The sequence below is a fragment of the Streptomyces sp. NPDC052036 genome (assembly GCF_040680495.1).
Lineage (GTDB): Bacteria > Actinomycetota > Actinomycetes > Streptomycetales > Streptomycetaceae > Streptomyces.
Map to the genome: position 1 here is coordinate 39,633 of NZ_JBFAWW010000020.1, position 17,645 is coordinate 57,277.

At 71.6% G+C, this 17,645-nt stretch carries 15 protein-coding genes; 9 read left to right on the forward strand and 6 right to left on the reverse strand.

What is annotated here, in order from left to right; translation table 11 throughout:
- Positions 1-64: 64 nt before the first annotated feature.
- A complete protein-coding gene (gene der, locus AB0L95_RS25740; RefSeq protein WP_365164972.1) occupies positions 65-1,549 on the forward strand; it encodes a ribosome biogenesis GTPase Der in 1,485 nt (494 codons plus the stop codon).
- 77 nt (positions 1,550-1,626) lie between these two features.
- Here der and AB0L95_RS25745 read toward each other — a convergent pair whose 3' ends face one another.
- On the reverse strand, positions 1,627-2,034 hold the full coding sequence (locus tag AB0L95_RS25745; RefSeq protein ID WP_365165182.1) for a hypothetical protein: 408 nt from the start codon (positions 2,032-2,034) through the stop codon (positions 1,627-1,629).
- A 166-nt stretch (positions 2,035-2,200) separates the two neighbouring features.
- The gene (locus tag AB0L95_RS25750) at positions 2,201-2,974 is read right to left on the reverse strand and encodes a hypothetical protein (RefSeq protein WP_365164974.1); all 774 of its coding nucleotides are present in this window, start codon (positions 2,972-2,974) and stop codon (positions 2,201-2,203) included.
- A 540-nt stretch (positions 2,975-3,514) separates the two neighbouring features.
- Here AB0L95_RS25750 and AB0L95_RS25755 point away from each other — a divergent pair.
- The 4 genes from AB0L95_RS25755 (at position 3,515) to AB0L95_RS25770 (ending at position 7,608) form a co-directional block, all read left to right on the forward strand.
- Positions 3,515-4,201: a transglycosylase family protein gene (locus AB0L95_RS25755; protein WP_365164976.1), complete on the forward strand. Its 687-nt coding sequence runs from the start codon at positions 3,515-3,517 to the stop codon at positions 4,199-4,201.
- 231 nt (positions 4,202-4,432) lie between these two features.
- Positions 4,433-5,680 carry a glycosyltransferase gene (locus tag AB0L95_RS25760; RefSeq protein WP_365164978.1) on the forward strand — a complete coding sequence of 416 codons (1,248 nt, stop codon included), beginning with the start codon at positions 4,433-4,435 and terminating at the stop codon, positions 5,678-5,680.
- Complete coding sequence (locus tag AB0L95_RS25765; RefSeq protein ID WP_365164980.1) at positions 5,677-6,492, forward strand: hypothetical protein; 816 nt, start codon at positions 5,677-5,679, stop codon at positions 6,490-6,492. The genes AB0L95_RS25760 and AB0L95_RS25765 overlap by 4 nt, the downstream gene beginning before the upstream one ends.
- A 48-nt stretch (positions 6,493-6,540) precedes the next feature.
- Positions 6,541-7,608 (forward strand): YafY family protein, encoded by a 1,068-nt coding sequence (locus tag AB0L95_RS25770; RefSeq protein WP_365164983.1) that lies wholly within the window; start codon positions 6,541-6,543, stop codon positions 7,606-7,608.
- Here AB0L95_RS25770 and ctaD read toward each other — a convergent pair.
- A complete protein-coding gene (ctaD, locus tag AB0L95_RS25775) occupies positions 7,490-9,190 on the reverse strand; it encodes a cytochrome c oxidase subunit I (protein ID WP_365164985.1) in 1,701 nt (566 codons plus the stop codon). The two genes, AB0L95_RS25770 and ctaD, sit on opposite strands and share 119 nt — an antisense overlap.
- Positions 9,191-9,628: 438 nt before the next feature.
- Between ctaD and AB0L95_RS25780 the strand changes: the two genes are divergently transcribed.
- On the forward strand, positions 9,629-9,844 hold the full coding sequence (locus AB0L95_RS25780) for an I78 family peptidase inhibitor (protein WP_365164987.1): 216 nt from the start codon (positions 9,629-9,631) through the stop codon (positions 9,842-9,844).
- 84 nt (positions 9,845-9,928) lie between these two features.
- Here AB0L95_RS25780 and AB0L95_RS25785 read toward each other — a convergent pair whose 3' ends face one another.
- Both AB0L95_RS25785 and AB0L95_RS25790 read right to left on the reverse strand, forming a co-directional pair.
- Entirely contained in the window at positions 9,929-10,951 is a 1,023-nt protein-coding gene (locus AB0L95_RS25785) for a phosphatase PAP2 family protein (protein ID WP_365164989.1), read from the reverse strand.
- A 239-nt stretch (positions 10,952-11,190) separates the two neighbouring features.
- Positions 11,191-12,357: a glycosyltransferase family 39 protein gene (locus tag AB0L95_RS25790; RefSeq protein ID WP_365164991.1), complete on the reverse strand. Its 1,167-nt coding sequence runs from the start codon at positions 12,355-12,357 to the stop codon at positions 11,191-11,193.
- Between the two features lie 256 nt (positions 12,358-12,613).
- Between AB0L95_RS25790 and AB0L95_RS25795 the strand changes: the two genes are divergently transcribed.
- Positions 12,614-14,227, forward strand: a complete 1,614-nt coding sequence (locus tag AB0L95_RS25795) for an MFS transporter (protein WP_365164993.1) — start codon at positions 12,614-12,616, stop codon at positions 14,225-14,227.
- Between the two features lie 168 nt (positions 14,228-14,395).
- Positions 14,396-15,586 (forward strand): acyl-CoA dehydrogenase family protein, encoded by a 1,191-nt coding sequence (locus AB0L95_RS25800; protein WP_365164995.1) that lies wholly within the window; start codon positions 14,396-14,398, stop codon positions 15,584-15,586.
- Positions 15,587-15,625: 39 nt separating this feature from the next.
- Here AB0L95_RS25800 and AB0L95_RS25805 read toward each other — a convergent pair whose 3' ends face one another.
- The gene (locus tag AB0L95_RS25805; protein WP_365164997.1) at positions 15,626-16,063 is read right to left on the reverse strand and encodes a cell division protein SepF; all 438 of its coding nucleotides are present in this window, start codon (positions 16,061-16,063) and stop codon (positions 15,626-15,628) included.
- 290 nt (positions 16,064-16,353) lie between these two features.
- Here AB0L95_RS25805 and AB0L95_RS25810 point away from each other — a divergent pair, with 290 nt between their 5' ends.
- Positions 16,354-17,511 carry a DUF5685 family protein gene (locus AB0L95_RS25810; protein WP_365164999.1) on the forward strand — a complete coding sequence of 386 codons (1,158 nt, stop codon included), beginning with the start codon at positions 16,354-16,356 and terminating at the stop codon, positions 17,509-17,511.
- The last annotated feature ends 134 nt before the right edge of the window (positions 17,512-17,645 follow it).

A 17,645-nucleotide genomic window follows, 5' to 3' on the forward strand; every position in this document is an offset into this window, starting at 1 on the left:
TGAGTAGTGGATCACCGTAGGCACGGTGTCCACCGATCACCACGATGAACGAGGTACGGACTTCATGAACGACGACATCCAGCCCGAGGGCTCCGCGGAGCACGAGTACGACCACGGGGCGCTCGGCGACGCCGAGTACGCGGAGTTCATGGAGCTCGCCGCGGAGGAGGGCTTCGACGTCGAGGACGTCGAGGGCGCCATCGAGGAGGCCGGACACGGCCCGCTGCCCGTGCTCGCCGTCGTCGGCCGCCCCAATGTCGGCAAGTCGACCCTGGTCAACCGCATCATCGGCCGCCGTGAGGCGGTCGTGGAGGACAAGCCCGGCGTCACCCGCGACCGCGTCACCTACGAGGCCGAGTGGGCGGGCCGCCGCTTCAAGGTCGTCGACACCGGCGGCTGGGAACAGGACGTCCTCGGCATCGACGCCTCCGTGGCCGCCCAGGCGGAGTACGCGATCGAGGCGGCCGACGCGGTCGTCTTCGTCGTCGACGCCAAGGTCGGCGCCACCGACACCGACGAGGCGGTCGTGCGTCTGCTGCGCAAGGCCGGCAAGCCCGTGGTGCTCTGCGCCAACAAGGTCGACGGCCAGAGCGGCGAGGCCGACGCGGCGTATCTGTGGAACCTCGGCCTCGGCGAGCCCCACCCCGTCTCCGCACTCCACGGCCGCGGCACCGGCGACATGCTGGACGCCGTACTGGAGGCCCTGCCCGAGGCGCCCGCCCAGACCTTCGGCAACGGCGGGATCGGCGGCCCCCGGCGCATCGCCCTGATCGGCCGTCCGAACGTCGGCAAGTCCTCGCTGCTGAACAAGGTCGCGGGCGAGGAGCGCGTGGTGGTCAACGAGCTGGCCGGCACCACCCGCGACCCGGTCGACGAGATGATCGAACTCGGCGGCAAGACCTGGAAGTTCGTCGACACCGCCGGTATCCGCAAGCGGGTCCACCTCCAGCAGGGCGCGGACTACTACGCCTCGCTGCGTACCGCGGCCGCGGTCGAGAAGGCCGAGGTCGCCGTCGTGCTGATCGACGGCTCCGAGAACATCTCGGTCCAGGACCAGCGCATCGTCACCATGGCGGTGGAGGCGGGCCGTGCGCTCGTCCTCGCCTACAACAAGTGGGACACCCTCGACGAGGAGCGCCGCTACTACCTGGAGCGGGAGATCGAGACCGAGCTGGGCCAGGTCGCCTGGGCGCCGCGGGTGAACGTCTCGGCGCGCACCGGACGTCATATGGAGAAGCTGGTCCCGGCGATCGAGACCGCGCTGGCGGGTTGGGAGACCCGTGTTCCTACGGGCCGGCTCAACTCCTTCCTCGGCGAGCTGGTCTCCGCCCACCCGCACCCGGTCCGCGGCGGCAAGCAGCCGCGCATCCTCTTCGGCACGCAGGCGGGCACCAAGCCCCCGCGGTTCGTGCTCTTCGCCTCCGGCTTCATCGAGGCGGGCTACCGCCGGTTCATCGAGCGCCGGCTGCGCGAGGAGTTCGGCTTCGAAGGGACGCCGATCCACATCTCCGTGCGCGTCCGGGAGAAGCGCGGCACCAAGAAGAAGTGATGTGACGCCGGTACGGCGCTATGCGTGAGGGGCGGTCCGAAGCGGGCCGCCCCTCATGCATAGCGCTCGAATGCTGATTAGAGCCCTCTGCGGGGCGCCGGCGGCAGCGCCGGGACGGGATGCATGCCCCGGGCCTGCCGGGCCACCTGCTGCCAGACGGTCTCCGCCGTGGCGGAGTGGCCGTGCTGGGCGGTCAGATGACCGGTGGCGTGCTGGGGGGTGCCGTGGCGGGTGCCGTAGGTCCCCGTGCCGTAGGTCCCGATGCCGTACGCGCCCGTGTCGTGCGGGGAGCTGGAGAAGGCGACGAAGCCCAGGTCCTCCTCGCCGCTGCGGTCGCCCGGGCAGGCCCGGAAGGCCCGGACGTACTCGGCGCAGAGCTCGTCGTAGATCGGCGTGGCCGAGGCGCCGGCCGAAGGGTCCTGAGCCGTTCGCCCGGAGGGGATCGGCTGATAGGAATGGCGGCGAGGGACGTCATATGCGTGCACGTAGGTGCCAACGACCCCGCCGTCCAAGGGATGCGGTCGATTGGTCCGGTTCGTCACTGTCTGTCTCCCGAGGGGCGGCGCGCCGCTCCGGGCGCGGGACGGTGACGGGCGCGGGGTGCCGCGTGAGAGCCGCGGCGGCCCCGCGCCCGGTGGACGGGCCCGCGCCTCAGGTCCCCGCGAGCGGCAGGGCGGCGGCGACGAGCTTCCCGTTGGCCGCCGCCTTGTCCAGCGCATCCCGCAGCAGGTCCTCCCGCGGCTGACGGCCGATCGAGCCCACCGGCGCCGCGAACATCAGCACCTGCTGGTGCTTGTTGGCGGCCGCCCGCCAGCCGTCGGTGACCTGGAGCGGCTGGTGCGCCTGCCACCAGGCGACCGGCTGCCCGCTGTTGCCGCCGGGCTGCAGTACCGCGTGCAGCTGGCCCACGGCGAGCAGCACCGACCAGCCGTGCAGCACGGGCGGCACCGCGACGATCTGGGTGAGGGGCATGAAGCCCTGCTCGATGAGCAGGGGCAGGAAGTCGTCGCCGATTCCGGTGCCGCCGGGGCGCACGATGGGCGCGGTCGGTTCCACGACGAGCGCCGGGTGCAACTCCCCGGCGATCAGGACGAGTCCGCTGGTGACGCCCAGCACCGCCTGCTCGGGGGCGCCCTGGACGCCTCCCGTCTCGGCGGTGATGGAGCGGACGGCGCCCTGCAACTGCTCCTCCGTGACCTGGACGACCTGGGAGGGAAGGCAGGTGGCATGGGCGAAGGCGAGGACGGCGGTCTCCTCGCCGATGAACAGGACGGTGCTGGTGCGCTCCTGCTCGGAGTCGCCCGGGGTGCGGCAGGAGGTGCAGTCGTAACTGCCCGGGGCGTTCTCTCCGGCGAGCAGCCGGTCGGCTTCTTCGTCGCCGATCTCGGCGCGTACGGCGTCGCTGACGTCGAGCATGCGCGGCACGGGTGGCTCCCTCGGGATGCGGTGCGTGACAGTGCCGGGTGGCTCCCGGCCCATGAGTCCGGGGGTCCCCGGCTCATGAAGAAGACAACGGACGATCTGTGGCCGGAGTCACGCCCGGGGGCGAACGGAATCGAACCATCCGACGCGCAGGGTGAGGGTGCACGCGGAATGCGTTACTCACCGTTAACTCGTCGGTTGGTCAAGGGAGTTGGTTGCGTGAAGTGAGTCACAGACATCGCAGGGGAGTGGTCGAAAAATCCTGAAATCAGCGAATGAAAGGGTTGGCCGGAAATCGGCGATACCCCCGGTAACGGCGAACTGGCCTGGAATGACAGGGAGTTGGTTGATCCGAGGCGGTCAACCTCCTTACATTCCTCCGCCGTGTGCAACTAGCACCGCCCGGGTACGTCCACCGGTCGCGCCGCACAGCCGGCGCGCAGCACCACTTCCGGTGGACGGGGCGGCGCGCGACGACCGCGTTCCACGCGCGGCCGACGTGCTCCGCCTTGGGGGACCTCGGGTACGTGGAGAGGGAATTACATGTCTGAATGTGCCGATAGCACCCGTAAGACCCGTACGACCCGTACGACGGCGGTCCTCGCCGGAGCGGCCCTGCTCGCCCCGCTCGGACTGCTCGCCGCGACCGGCAACGCCGCCGCGGCCGACGGCGGAGTGTGGGACCGTATCGCCCAGTGCGAGAGCGGCGGGAACTGGCACATCAACACCGGCAACGGCTACTACGGAGGACTCCAGTTCTCCGCCGGCACCTGGCGCGCGTACGGCGGCACCGCCTACGCCCCGACCGCCGACCAGGCCTCCAGGGGGGCCCAGATCGCCGTCGCCACCAAGGTCCAGCAGGCACAGGGCTGGGGCGCGTGGCCCGTCTGCTCCGGGCGCGCCGGAGCGAGCGGAGGCGCGCCCGCCGCCTCGGGCGCCACGACGACAGCGCACTCGACCTCGGGGACCGCGCACGCCTCGCGCCCGGCCTCGGAGTCCGCCACCACCGAGTCCGCCCCGTCGAAGCAGTCGTCGAAGGCGCCGGAGCGCTCGACGGGACACACCGGTCGCGGGACGTCCCGCGGCGACTACACCGTCCGCAGCGGCGACACCCTCAGCGGCATCGCCGAGCGGCACGGAACCACCTGGCAGCGGATCTACGCGCGCAACAAGGCGGTCATCGGCGGTGACCCCGACCTGATCGTGCCCGGACAGCGGCTCGCCCTCTGACCGGCTCGGCTCCCGGGCCCCGACGTCCCATGCGGCGACGTCGGGGCCCCGCGGCGTTCCGGCCCCGGTCGGCGTACGAACCCTGATGCGATTCCCGGCCGCGAGGTTCCCCGCGGCGGCTACCGATGGGACAACCGTTGCGGCACAACATGGCCATGCTGCCCAGCACGCACCCGTGCCCCAGGTGTCTAATCGAAACGGCAGGGGAACGGACGAGGAATCCAGGGACGCATGCACATTTCTTTCCTGATACACAACGCCTACGGGATCGGAGGGACGAACCGCACGACGTACAACCTCGCGAGCGCGCTGGCCGAGCACCACGACGTGGAGATCGTCTCGGTCTTCCGCCACCGCGAGGAGCCCGTCTTCGCGCCCGACCCCCGCGTCCGGCTGCGCCACCTGGTCGACCTGCGCGCGGACGGCCCCGACCACGGCCGCCCCGAGCTGGCGCGGCCCGCGCGGATCTTCCCGCGTGCGGAGGGCCGCTACCGGCAGTACAGCCTCCTCACCGACCGCCGCATCGGTGAGCACCTCGCGGCCACCGAGGCCGACGTCGTGGTCGCCACCCGTCCCGGCCTCAATGTGCACCTCGCTCGCCAGACCCGGCGCGGCCCGCTCCGCGTCGGCCAGGAGCACCTGACCCTGGACAGCCACTCCAAGGCCCTGCGCGTGCTCCTGCGCGGCACCTACCCGAGCCTGGACGTCCTCACCACGACCACCGAGGCCGACGCGGGCGCCTACCGCGCCCGGATGCGGCTGCCCGGCGTCCGGATCGAGGCCCTGCCCAACCCCGTGCCCGCCCCGCCCGTCGCCCCCGCCGACGGCACCGCCAAGTGGGTCGTGGCGGCCGGCCGGCTCGACCCCGTCAAGCGCTACGACCTGCTCGTCACCGCCTTCGACCGGGTACGCGCCGAGCGGCCCGACTGGCGGTTGCGCATCTACGGCAGCGGCCCGCAGAAGGAGGAGCTGCGCGCCCTCATCGACCGCCTCGGCCTCTACAACCACGTCTATCTCATGGGCCCCGCTCACCCCATCGAGCCCGAGTGGGCCAAGGGCTCCCTCGCCGCGGTCACCTCCCGCACGGAGTCCTTCGGCATGACGATCGTCGAGGCCATGCGCTGCGGACTGCCCGTGGTCTCCACCGACTGCCCGCACGGACCCAGCGAGATCATCCACGACGGCGTCGACGGACGCCTCGTCGAGTCCGGGAGCGCCGACGCCGTCGCCGCCGGACTGCTGGAGCTGATCGACGACGACGCGCTGCGCCGGCGGATGGCGGCCGCGGCCCTGCAGGCCTCCGCACGCTTCGACCCGGCCCGCATCGCCGAACGCTATGTGTCCCTGTTCACCGGTACCGCCCCGCACGGCAGCCGGCTGCGCGGCTCGCTGCACCGCACCCGGGCGGCACTGCTCGGCGGTGCCCAGGCCGTCCGCACCGCCGGGCGCGGCGCACTGAGAAAGGGGCGCCCCGCATGATGACCGAGACGCCGGGCACCCGGTACGAACACCCCGCCACGCCCCTGCGCGCCGACTGCGTCGCCGACACCGCGGGCGGGCTGACCTTCGACATCGCCGGCACCGGGGGGACGGACCCCGCCCATCTGGTGCTGCGCCGCCGCGACGGCGAGGAGACCGCGCTGCCGCTGGCCCCCGCCGAGAACGGCCGGCTGCGTGCCGCCCTGCCCAGCGGCGTCGACCTGCCCGAGGGCCGCTGGGACGCCTACGCGCGGTTCGGCGACGGCGAGCCGTGCCGCCTCTCACCCGGCGTCAACGATCTGCGCTCCCTGGTGGACCGAGCGCCCGGCGACACGGCGGACCGGATCGCCGTCCGCATCCCGTACACCGCCAAGAACGGCACCCTCGCCGTCCGCAGCTGGCTGCGCGCCCCGCACGCCGAGGCGGGCGACCTCCGCATCGGCGAGGGCGAGCTGGCGGTGAGCGGCCGGGTGTACGGCACCGGGCTGGCACCGGACGCCTACGCCGAGGTCCGCGAGCGGGGCGGCCCGCGGTCCGTGCTGCGCGCCGACCTCACCGTGCGGGAGGCGGAGTTCGGCTTCACCGTGCCCTACGCGCCGCTCGGCCCCGGCATCTGGGACCTGTGGCTGCGTCCGGGCGGGGCCGAGGGGCCGCAGGTGCGGATCGCCCGGCTGCTCGACGACGTCGCGGACAAGAAGCCGGTCTTCCGCTATCCGAGGGCCGCCGTGCGGGCGGAGCACGGCGCGGTCGAGGCCTGGCCGTACTACACGGTCGACAACGATCTGTCAGTGACCGTGAGCGCGACGGGCTGATCTCCCTTGCGGACAGTCGCTGTCCGCAAGGGCGGGCAGACTGGGACCATGCTGGAGACCTCGGCCCGACTGCTGCGCCTGCTGTCCCTGCTCCAGACCCACCGCGAGTGGTCCGGGGCGGACCTCGCCGGGCGCCTCGGCGTCAGCGCCCGCACCGTGCGCCGGGACGTGGACCGGCTGCGCGAGCTGGGCTATCCGGTCAACGCGGGCCCGGGCACAGGCGGCGGCTACCGGCTCGGCGCGGGGGCCGAGCTGCCCCCGCTGCTGCTGGACGACGACGAGGCGGTGGCCGTGGCGGTGGGGCTGCGCACGGCCGCCGGGCAGGGGATCGAGGGCATCGGCGAGTCCTCCGTACGCGCGCTCGCCAAACTCGAACAGGTGCTGCCGGACCGGCTGCGCCGCCGGGTCTCCGCCCTCAACGCGTTCACCGTGCCGATGCTGCGCGGACCCCGGGCCTCCGCCGTCGACCCGGCCGTCCTCACGGAACTCGCCCATCTGTGCCGGGACGCGGAGCGGCTGCGCTTCGAGTACGGCGACCGGCCCCGCTCCGGCTCGGGCGGGGAGAGCGCCGCCGGCTCCCTGACCCGCCGTACGGTCGAACCGCACCGCCTCGTGTGCACCGAGCGGCGCTGGTACCTGGTCGCCTGGGACCTCGACCGGGAGGACTGGCGCACCTTCCGCGTCGACCGCATCACCCCGAAGCCCCCGCACGGCCCCCGTTTCACCCCGCGCACACCCCCGGCGGACGACCTCGCCGCGTATGTCTCTCGGGGTGTCTCCACGGCCGTGTACCCCACCCGGGCCGTGGTGCGGCTGCTGGTGCCGCTGACCGAGGCGGCCGAGCGGATCTCACCGTCGGCGGGCGTGCTCCAGGCGGAGACCGACGGCAGCTGTCTGCTGAGCACGGGCGCCCCGAGCCTCGATGTGATGGTGGTTCACATCCTGATGATCGGCCTTCCGTTCGAGGTGGTGGAGCCGGCCGAACTCGTCGACGCCCTCAGGACGGCTCGTGACCGGCTTGATGCCGCTTTGGCTCGGGCTGAGGGGCCTGGGAGGCGTGTCGGGGATGGTGCAGATCGAACGCGGGGGACTCGGAGCGGATCCGGGGCAGCGTGACGAAGTTGTGCCGCGGCGGCGGGCAGGACGTCGCCCACTCCAGGGACCGGCCGAACCCCCAGGGGTCGTCGACCTGCACCTTGGTGCCGTGGCACGCGGTCCGCCAGACGTTGTAGAGGAACGGCAGCGTCGACATGCCGAGCAGGAACGCACCGATCGTGGAGACCGTGTTGAGCGCGGTGAAGCCGTCGGCGGCCAGATAGTCCGCGTACCGGCGCGGCATGCCCTCGGCGCCCAGCCAGTGCTGCACCAGGAACGTGACGTGGAAGCCGATGAACAGCGCCCAGAAGTGGATCTTGCCGAGGCGTTCGTCCAGCATCTTCCCGGTGAACTTGGGCCACCAGAAGTAGAAGCCGCCGAAGGTCGCGAAGACGACCGTGCCGAAGACGACGTAGTGGAAGTGGGCGACCACGAAGTAGGTGTCGGTGACATGGAAGTCCAGCGGCGGCGACGCCAGGATCACCCCGGTCAGCCCGCCGAACAGGAACGACACCAGGAAGCCGGTCGCCCACAGCATCGGTGTCTCGAAGGACAGGGAGCCCCGGAGCATCGTGCCGCTCCAGTTGAAGAACTTCACGCCCGTGGGCACCGCGATCAGGAACGACATGAAGGAGAAGTACGGCAGCAGCACCGCGCCCGTCGCGAACATGTGGTGCGCCCAGACGACCACCGACAGCCCCGTGATGGCCATCGTCGCGCCGACCAGCGTCAGATAGCCGAAGACCGGCTTGCGGCTGAACACCGGGAGGATCTCCGTGATGATCCCGAAGAACGGCAGCGCGATGATGTACACCTCGGGATGACCGAAGAACCAGAACAGGTGCTGCCACAGCAGCGCCCCGCCGTTCGCCGCCTCGAACACCTGCGAGCCGAACCGCCGGTCCGCCTCCAGGACCAGCAGCGCCGCGGCCAGCACGGGGAACGCCATCAGGATGAGGATCGACGTGAACAGCGTGTTCCAGGTGAAGATCGGCATCCGGAACATCGTCATGCCCGGCGCGCGCATCCCGACGATCGTCGTCAGGAAGTTCACCGCGCCGAGGATCGTCCCGAATCCCGCCATCGCGAGACCCATGATCCACATGTCGGCGCCGACGCCCGGAGTGTGGTTGAGGTCGTTGAGCGGCGCGTAGGCGAACCAGCCGAAGTCGGCGGCGCCCTCCGGGGTCAGCAGCGAGCCCAGCACGATCAGCCCGCCGAACAGGAACAGCCAGAACGAGAGCATGTTCAGCCGGGGGAACGCCACATCGGGGGAGCCGATCTGCAGCGGCATGATCTCGTTCGCGAAGCCCGCGAAGGTCGGGGTCGCGAACAGCAGCAGCATGATCGTGCCGTGCATCGTGAACAACTGGTTGTACTGGGTCGCGCTCATGATCTGGAGCCCGGGCCGGGCCAGTTCGGCACGCATCAGCAGCGCCATGACCCCGCCGACCAGGAAGAACGCGAAGGACGCGACCAGATAGAGGTGGCCGATCTTCTTGTGGTCGGTGGTGGTCAGCCAGTCGACCACCCGCCGTCCCCGCCGTTCCCGCCCCCTCGCCCGCAGAGCCCCCGCGGCCGCCTGTGCGGTGTCCGTCCCCATCGCTGCCCCTCGCTCCTCGCGTACCGGGCCCGACATGTCCCGCGGCCCGGCGCCCACGCGGGCTCACGCCATGGCGCACGTCCCCGCCCACGGTGCGACCGCGCGCGTGCGGGGATTCTGTGCCGAAGCCGTGTGCTTCTTATGCGGAGTCAGCTGGTGAGCGCGTTTACCGAATCCGAATGGAAAGAGCCGGGAGCGAACTGCGGACCATGCTTTCCGCGGGGCTATTGCGAACCCCTTCCGAGAGTGCGCGAACCGGATCCGAATTGCGTTCGAAGTGGTGCGTGGCGCATGCGAAACCCCTCGTACGTGTGACGGTTCCAGGGCGAAACGGGTGTCGTGATTCTGTGACAGAAGCGTGACCGGAGAGGGATGAGTGGCCCGTGGGGTGAGCGGTCCGTACTTCCCTGACGAGGGCCCGCGGCCTAACGTGGCGCCATGGCACCCATTCCCACTCCGGACGCCCGACGCGAGGACTCCCCGGAGGCATACGTAGGCATGGAGGCGCACCGGGCCGAGCGGCTGGCCCGCGAGCGCGGCTGGAGCACGGTCCGTTCTCTGGCGCCGGGCACGATCATCACCATGGAGTACCGCGAGGGGCGGCTGAACTTCGAGGTCGCCGACGACAGGGTCAGGCGCTGCTGGAAGGGCTGACACACGCCGAAGGCCCCGGCTCGATGCGAGCCGGGGCCTTCGGCGTGCGGGGAGGTTGTGCGTACCGGTCCCCGCCGGGCGTGCTCAGCCGCCCGCGACCGGCCGGGCCGGTGCGGTGCCGCGCGGCACCCGGTCCGAATGCGGCGGGCGGCGGCTGCCCACCGGGGTGACCGGGGTGCGCTCCCCGCGGGTGGTGTGCGGGCCGGGGGCCAGATAGACCGGCGGCCGGGCCGTACGGGTGGCGGCCACCGGCTCCAGGGCCGAGGCCTCCCCGCCCACCGCCGCCGGCCGGGGAGTGGAGGCTCGCGGGGACGCGGCCACGGGGGCCGGGGCGGCCGCCGGGAGGGCACGGCCGATGCGCCGACGGTCCCGCAGGTCGAGGATGGCCGTCTCGGCGCGGGCGATCAGCGGCTCGCACCAGGGCAGGGCCAGCAGGATCAGCAGCCCCGCGGCCCAGCCGAGGAGCACGTCGCTCAGCCAGTGCGTACCGAGGTAGACCGTGGTCAGACCGACGCCCAGGGAGGTCACCGCGGAGAGCGCGGACAGCCAGCGCCTGGCCCGTGGTGTCGAGGCCAGATAGGCCAGGATGCCCCAGGTCACCACCGCGTTCGCGGTGTGGCCGGAAGGGAATATATCGCCGCCCCGCCACATCTCGTTCGACCCGATGACGGTCGCGTAGTGCGGACCGAGGCGGCCCATTCCGTACTTGGCGGCGCCCACCGTGATGTTCAGCAGGAGCAGCGCGGCGCCCAGCGAGAGCAGCGGACGCAGGGTGTGCTGCCGCCATGAACGCCACCCCAGCCAGGACGCGACCATCACCGCGGTGGGGCCGCGCTGGCCCAGCACCACGTAGTAGTCGAGGAACGCGTGGATCTGCGGCCACTGCTGGTACGGCCGGAAGAACATGACCTGCCAGTCGAGCCGGACCAGCCAGGAGGAGACGACGACGGCCCACACGATCGCCGTGTAGAAGGCCAGGGTCGCCGAGAAGAGAACCACTCGGTGCCGGCTCATCCGGGGCACGTCAATGTGGGCCGGTCGTTCAGGCTCGCGGTCCAACCGGGCGAAGACCCGGTCCAGACGGCTCAGCTTTCGTTCGGTACGCACTCAATCGACGTTACAGCGAGTGAGCTGTGGGCCCGGCCGAATCACCGGGTTTGTGATGACGATGTGATGTGGGATTCCTCTCAACAGGGGGCTTATTTCTACGGATTCTGTTATCGGTGTGCCGCTCGTCCTTCAATTCCATTGATCGCCAAGGGCCTTGGTTATATGGCCCTTATCTATTCGTTCACCGAATGCTGGGGCGGAATTATCCGGACGCTCACCGTGCGGGACGGAGTGGATCATGGCGGACCGGAGCCGTTCAGCCAGAACGCTCCGTACGCGGCCGACGCCAGGGCGACACCGCCGAGCACCACCGCGGACCTGGCCGGGCGCACCCGGGCCAGCGCCCGGGCGAGAGGCAGCAAAAGGGGGAAAGCGGGCAGCAGTAGACGCGGTTTCGAGCCGAAGTAGCTTGACGCGCACAGGGCGAGCGCGGTGACCACACCCGTGTACACGAGCAACGGCAGCGGCTGGCGCTGCCGGACGCACACCACGTACAGCCAGACGATCGCCGCCGCCCCGACGATCAGTCCCACGCCGGCCAGGGCGCCGGGGAGGGAGGTGAACTTCCCCGCGATGAAACGGGCGAAGGCATATCCGCCGTCGAATCCGTTGCGCCACCCCGCCTGGACATCGAGATATCCGAGCGGACCACGACCCGTGCGGTGTCCGACCCACAGAACGTAACCGGCGGCGCCGAGCGGGGCGATCAGCATGCCGAGCGCCCGGCGTACCCACCGGACGCCGTCCGCCGGGAGCGTGCGCCGGTCGTCCCTGAACGAGGTGACCGCCGCCGCCCACACCGCCGCGACCACGGCCGCGCCCACCGGCCGGGTCAGACCCGCGAGCGAGGCGAGCACCCCCGCCGTCACCCAGCGGCCGGTCAGGATCGCGTACAGCGACCAGGCGGCGAGCGCGGTGAAGAGGGACTCGCTGTACGCCATGGACTGCACGATCCCGACCGGCAGCACTGCCCACAGCAGCACCAGACAGACACCCGTACGGCGGTCGTACACATGCTCCGCGACGGCGAAGATCCCCCAGGCCGCGGCGAGCGAGGCGAGTGTGGCGACGGCGAGCCCCGCATCGGCGTACGACAGCGGGGTCACCGCCGCGCCGAGCCGCTCCAGCCAGGGCAGCAGCGGGAAGAACGCCAGGTTCGAGTGCACGTCGCCGTTCGGGAGGCGGATCTCGTAGCCGTAGCCGAGGGCGGCGACCCTGGTGTACCAGAGCGAGTCCCAGCGCGCGGCCAGCAGCGTGTGCGGGCTCGTGCCCCGCGCCGCGCTCCACAGGGCGAGCACGACGAGGCCCACGGCCCGGACGGCCGCGTACCCGAGGAGGGCGGGAGCGGCTCGGCGCAGGGCGCCGGCGGGGGGCGGCGTCGTGCGCCGGGCAGGATCGTCCATCCGCCCGATTATCGAGGGCGACGGGAACCGGAGCCGCCCATATCACGTGGGGAACCGTGAGAGGGGTGGCGTACGCCACACCCTCTCCAGGAGAACGTGAGAGGTCCGCCACGCGACCCTTCGGGGAACTCGCGTACGCTGGCGACTCGCTCGCTTCGCTGCGTCCCCACCGGGAACCGCTCTCCCGGTACGGTCGCGGGGGTCGTCCCCACCCCGTGCATCCGCCGGAGCGAGGGATCATCTGGGAGGTACCTCTATGTCCGGGACGACCATGGCCGCCGCTGTCTCGCGGCGCCGGGCGGCCGGGGCGGGTGCGAGCCGATGGGTCGTCCTCGTCATCCTCTGCGTGAGCCTGCTGCTCGTCGCCGTCGACGCCACCGTGTTGCACGTCGCGATGCCCGCCGTCACCGAGGATCTCAAGCCCGGTGCGACGCAACTGCTCTGGATCGTCGACATCTACCCGCTCGTCTGCGCCTCGCTGCTGATCCTCTTCGGCACGCTGGGCGACCGTGTCGGCCGCAGGCGCGTCCTGCTGCTCGGATACGGTCTGTTCGGCATCGCCTCCGGGGCGGCGGCTCTCGCCCACGACGCACAGGTACTGATCGGGGCACGGGCGCTGCTCGGTGTGGGCGGTGCGATGATCATGCCCGCGACCCTGTCCATCCTGCGCCAGGTCTTCCCCGACCGGCGCGAGCGGGCGCTGGCGATCGGCATCTGGAGCGCGGTGGCCGCGGTGGGTGCGGCGATCGGGCCGCTGCTCGGCGGATTCCTCCTCGAACACTTCTGGTGGGGCTCGGTCTTCCTGATCAACATCCCGCTGATGCTGGTCAGTCTGCCGGTCGGGCGACTGCTGCTGCCGGAGTCGAAGGGCGAGAGCGAGGGCCCCTGGGACGTGCTCGGCGCGCTCATGGCGGCGGGCGGCCTCTTCGCCCTGGTGTTCGCCGTGAAGCGGCTCGGCGCCGGGCAGTCGCCGCTCGACCCGTACACCCTGCTCCCGCTGCTGGCGGGTGCGGCGCTGCTGATCACCTTCGTACGGCGGCAGCGGCGCCGCGCCCACCCCCTGGTGGATCTGCGGATGTTCGCCCGCCCGGCGTTCGGCACCTCGGTCGGCTGCATCGTGCTGGCGATGCTGGCCCTGGTCGGACTCGAACTGATCGCGGCCCAGTATCTGCAGCTGGTGCTGCGCCTGTCGCCGCTCCGGACGGGGCTGCGACTGCTGCCGCTGACGTTCGCGGCGATGGCGGCCGGCCTGGCCGGTTCGCAGTTGCTGCACCGCCTCGGCCCCCGCCGGATGGTGACGTCCGGTTTCTGTCTGACGACCGTCGCCGTGCTCACACTGACCCTGATGGGCGGGCACGACAATCCCGGGCTGCTTCTGTTCGGTTTCGTCCTGCTCGGCTTCGGGCTGGAGACGACCCTGTTCGGCGCGTACGAGTCGATGCTGAGCGAGGCTCCGCAGGCGCAGTCCGGCGGGGCCGCGGCGATCGGCGAGACCTCGTACCAACTGGGCGCCGGCATCGGGATAGCGCTGCTGGGCAGCGTGATGAACGCGGCGTACACGCCCGGCCTGTCGTCGGTGCCGGGGGTTCCGGCGTCGGCGAGCCGGGCCGCCGGCCACTCGCTCGGCGAGGCCTACGAGGTGGCGGGTCACCTCGGCGGCGCACGGGGCAGGGCGCTGCGCCACGCGGCGCGCGACTCCTTCGTCCATGGCCTGCATATGACGCTCCTGGTCAGTGCCGGCCTGCTGATGCTGGGCGCGGTGATGGCGCTGCGGCTGCCGCGCGTCATGCACTGCGAGCCGCCGGTCGCGCAGGGCGAGCCCGCCGTGCCGTCACCGCGCAAGGCCGAGGACTCCCGCGTCTCGGCGTGACCGGGGGCGGGCGCGGGGCCGCGACGGCGGGCCGCTCGGGCCCGATGCGGCCCCCGGCGGACCCCGGCGGGGCGCCCGGTACTGGACGCGCGGCCCGGCGCGTCGTACCGTCGGCCCGTCCAGTCCTGGCTAGCGCTGCTAGTTTTCAATGTCACGGAGGCTGCCCCCATGACCCCGTCCTCGACGTTGCCGCCCTTCGACCCCGCCGATCCGCTGGGGATCGACGACCTGCTGGACGCCGAGGACCTGGCCATCCGCGACACGGTGCGCACCTGGGCGGCGGAGCGCGTGCTGCCGCACATCGCCGAGTGGTACGAACAGGGCGAACTGCCGGGGATCCGGGAACTCGCCCGGGAACTCGGCTCGCTGGGCGCGCTCGGCATGTCGCTCAGCGGCTACGGCTGCGCGGGGGCCAGTGCCGTGCAGTACGGCCTGGCCTGCCTGGAACTGGAGGCCGCCGACTCCGGGATCCGGTCCCTCGTCTCCGTCCAGGGCTCCCTCGCCATGTACGCCGTGCACCGGTTCGGCAGCGAGGAGCAGAAGCAGCAGTGGCTGCCCAGGATGGCCGCCGGCGAGATCATCGGCTGCTTCGGGCTCACCGAGCCCGACCATGGCTCCGACCCCGCCTCGATGCGCACCTACGCCAAGCGCGACGGCTCCGACTGGGTCCTCAACGGCCGCAAGATGTGGATCACCAACGGCTCGGTCGCCGGGGTCGCCGTCGTGTGGGCGCGCACCGACGAGGGGATCCGCGGGTTCCTCGTCCCCGCCGGCACCCCCGGCTTCTCCGCCCCGGAGATCAAGCACAAGTGGTCCCTGCGGGCCTCGGTCACCAGCGAACTCGTCCTGGACGACGTGCGGCTGCCCGCCGACGCCGTACTGCCGGCTGTGGTCGGCCTCAAGGGACCGCTCGGCTGTCTCTCCCACGCCCGGTACGGCATCGTGTGGGGCGCGATGGGCGCGGCCCGCTCGTGCTTCGAGACCGCCGTCGAGTACGCGCGGAGCAGGGAACAGTTCGGCCGGCCCATCGGCGGGTTCCAGCTCACCCAGGCCAAGCTCGCCGACATGGCGGTCGAACTGCACAAGGGGATCCTGCTCGCCCACCACCTGGGGCGGCGGATGGACGCGGGACGGCTGCGTCCCGAACAGATCAGCTTCGGCAAGCTCAACAACGTGCGCGAGGCGATCGAGATCTGCCGGACCGCGCGGACGATCCTCGGCGCCAACGGGATCTCCCTGGAGTACCCCGTGATGCGGCACGCCACGAATCTGGAGTCGGTGCTCACCTACGAGGGGACCGTCGAGATGCACCAGCTTGTGCTGGGCAAGGCGCTCACCGGGCTCGACGCCTTCCGGTGAGCAGGCCCGAAGCGGGCAGGGCCGGTGAACGGCCCTGCCTCAGCTCTGGTTGAAGAACCCGCCCTGCTGCCGGCTCGCGGCCTCGCCGCTGACGATCTCCGTGTCCGCCGGGGTCAGCAGGAAGACACGGCTGGAGACCCGTTCGATGGAGCCGCGCAGGCCGAAGATCAGACCGGCCGCGAAGTCCACCACGCGCTTGGCGTCGCCGGGCTCCATGTTGGTGAGGTTCATGATGACCGGGACGCCGTCCCGGAAGAGTTCGCCGATGGCCCGGGCGTCCCGGAAGCTGTCCGGGGTCACCGTGCCGATCCGGCGGCCCTTCTCCTCGGCCGTGTCGGACGCGACCTTGACGCGCGGGTCGGTCACCCAGGCATCGCCCTGGTCCTGGCCCTCGGCGTAGTCGTCGTCGTAGTAACGCTCGTCATCGTTGTCGTCGACGAGGCCCAGCCAGGCACTCGCCTTGCGTACCGATCCCATGGACGCCTCCTTCCCAAGCGGTCCTTCAAGCCTTCCGCAACTCCATGGTCGTCCATGATGCGGATGTGGCGCCAAGGGGATAGACGCCGCACGGGGGTTTCGTGACGGTACTGGTGCACAGCCAGTACGTCGAGAGCCCGCGTGTCCCAAGGGCCGTCGGACAAACGACTGCTGACTGTGAGTGAAATATTATTTGCGGCGGCGTATGGGTGACGAGTCGTGCGTACGGGTGAACGAAGTGGCAGATAAGCTGCCGCAGCTCAACGACGCACAAGACACGGGGGAGTGTCGTGTTCGGAATCGTCCGGCCCTGCCGGCATCGGCTCGGGGAGAGTCTCGGAACCCAGTGGATGGCGCATCTGTGCGGGCTGTGTCTCGCCCTGCGCGCGGACCACGGGCAGTTCGCCCGGGTCGTCACGAACTACGACGGGCTGCTCGTCTCGATTCTGACGGAGGCTCAGGCCGAGCGGACCGACGGCGGGCGGCGTACCGCCGGGCCCTGTCCGCTGCGCGGCATGCGCACCGCCTCCGTGGTCCGGGGCGAGGGCGCGCGCCTCGCGGCAGCCGTCTCGCTGGTCCTCGCCTCCGCCAAGATGCGCGACCATATGGCCGACGGGGACGGCCTGTTGGCGCGTCGGCCCATGGCGTTCGCCGCGCGCCGGGTCGCGGAGAGCTGGGGCAGGGCCGGTGCCCGCACCGGCTCCGCCGTCGGGTTCGACACCGCCCTGCTCGTGGAGGCCGTGGACCGGCAGACCGGCATCGAGGTGCTCGCCGGGCCCGGCACCCCGGTGCCGGCCGTCACCGAGCCGACCGAGACCGCCACCGCCGCCGCGTTCGCGCACACGGCGGTCCTGGCGGGACGCCCCGGCAACGCCGAGGCGCTGGCCGAGGCGGGCCGGCTCTTCGGACGGCTCGCCCATCTGCTGGACGCCGTGGAGGACCGGGAGGCGGACGCCGCGTCGGGCGCCTGGAACATGCTGAATGCCACCGGCACCTCCCTGGCGGAGGCCCGACGTCTCGCCGACGACGCGCTGCACGGGATACGGCTCGCCCTGCGCGACGTGGAGTTCACGGACGGGCGGCTCGCGCACGTCCTGCTCGCCCACGAACTGCGCACCTCCGTCGACCGCGCGTTCGGCACCACCTCCTGCTCGCACACGCCCGGACCGCACGCACCCGGCGGCCCGGCCGGACCGCCGCCCCCGGAGCCGCCCCGCCGCCGCGGGCTGATCGCGGGCTGCGCGGTGTGGCTGGGGCTCGCCTGCACCTGCCAACTGTGCTGCGGCAGTTACGAGGACCCATGGACCCGGGAGCGCAAGAACGCGGCATGCCAGGAGTGCGCCGACTGCGCCGACTGCTGCGACGGGTGCGAGTGCTGCGGCGACTGTTGCGGCGGATGCGACGGGTGTGACTGCTGCTGCGACGGCTGCGACTGCGGCTGCAACTGAGGCGGCCGGGGGAACTGAGGCGGCGGGGGAAGCCGAGGCGGCGGGAGAAACTGCGGTAATACTGTTTCCCCTCCGTAAAACAAGCACATGATGTGGTGACCGGTGCGGTGCCGGGTCGTTGGTCAGTCGCGGGA

What these genes read in the sequence shown, in the direction of transcription:
- AB0L95_RS25765 (WP_365164980.1), top strand. Translation starts at nt 5,677, where the DNA reads ATGATGACCGAGACGCCGGGCACCCGGTACGAACACCCCGCCACGCCC.
- AB0L95_RS25755 (WP_365164976.1), top strand. Translation starts at nt 3,515, where the DNA reads ATGTCTGAATGTGCCGATAGCACCCGTAAGACCCGTACGACCCGTACG.
- AB0L95_RS25790 (WP_365164991.1), bottom strand. Translation starts at nt 12,357, where the DNA reads ATGGACGATCCTGCCCGGCGCACGACGCCGCCCCCCGCCGGCGCCCTG.
- AB0L95_RS25805 (WP_365164997.1), bottom strand. Translation starts at nt 16,063, where the DNA reads ATGGGATCGGTACGCAAGGCGAGTGCCTGGCTGGGCCTCGTCGACGAC.
- der (WP_365164972.1), top strand. Translation starts at nt 65, where the DNA reads ATGAACGACGACATCCAGCCCGAGGGCTCCGCGGAGCACGAGTACGAC.
- AB0L95_RS25795 (WP_365164993.1), top strand. Translation starts at nt 12,614, where the DNA reads ATGTCCGGGACGACCATGGCCGCCGCTGTCTCGCGGCGCCGGGCGGCC.
- ctaD (WP_365164985.1), bottom strand. Translation starts at nt 9,190, where the DNA reads ATGGGGACGGACACCGCACAGGCGGCCGCGGGGGCTCTGCGGGCGAGG.
- AB0L95_RS25780 (WP_365164987.1), top strand. Translation starts at nt 9,629, where the DNA reads ATGGCACCCATTCCCACTCCGGACGCCCGACGCGAGGACTCCCCGGAG.
- AB0L95_RS25760 (WP_365164978.1), top strand. Translation starts at nt 4,433, where the DNA reads ATGCACATTTCTTTCCTGATACACAACGCCTACGGGATCGGAGGGACG.
- AB0L95_RS25770 (WP_365164983.1), top strand. Translation starts at nt 6,541, where the DNA reads ATGCTGGAGACCTCGGCCCGACTGCTGCGCCTGCTGTCCCTGCTCCAG.
- AB0L95_RS25800 (WP_365164995.1), top strand. Translation starts at nt 14,396, where the DNA reads ATGACCCCGTCCTCGACGTTGCCGCCCTTCGACCCCGCCGATCCGCTG.